Genomic DNA, 604 nt, shown 5'->3' on the forward strand with positions numbered 1-604 from the left:
CGGTCAGCGGGTCGCGGATCGTCTGCTCACGTAGCGAGCGCTGGAGGCGATGGTTCACTAGTGCTGAAGCAATGTTCTCGGTCAGCACGTTCATGCGGAAGCGGTTCTCGCTCTCGATCTGACCTTGAAGGTAGAGGACACCAATCACCTCACCGCCGGCGAGCAAGGGTTCGCAGTGATAGACCTCATCCTCGCCAACGTGACCGCAAACGATGTCACCGCCAGGTCCAGCCACGTAATGGCTCTGCCCACGGCGCAACGCCCAACACCGATCTGGTGCGAAGCCCTCAGGCGGAACTTCCGTGCCGCCCCAGCTGGCGATGGGCACGAGGCAGTTGCGCGAGTTATTGTGCGCGTAGAGAGCACCGGGAACGTTCGGGAGTACACGTGGTACAAAGACCTTGATGATCTGCGCTAGCTCATCGTCGGTACGAGCGGCTTGCATGCGGTGCGACATGCCGCCCAGAAGCCCAATGACGGAGCCACGTTCGCGCAGGGTTTCGCTATTCCGGTGCAATTCGGCGTTGGCGGTTTGCAGCTGACGCTCGCTGTTCGCCTGATCCGCAACGGCGTTCCTCAGCCTCTCCGCCATGGCGTTATAGCC

1 pseudogene is annotated in these 604 nt (G+C 61.4%); it reads right to left on the reverse strand.

The window, feature by feature from the left end:
• A pseudogene (locus MF607_RS22600) lies at window positions 1–604 on the reverse strand (diguanylate cyclase); the annotation flags it as partial.

The sequence above is a fragment of the Sphingomonas lacusdianchii genome (genome assembly GCF_022664395.1).
GTDB lineage: Bacteria > Pseudomonadota > Alphaproteobacteria > Sphingomonadales > Sphingomonadaceae > Sphingomonas > Sphingomonas lacusdianchii.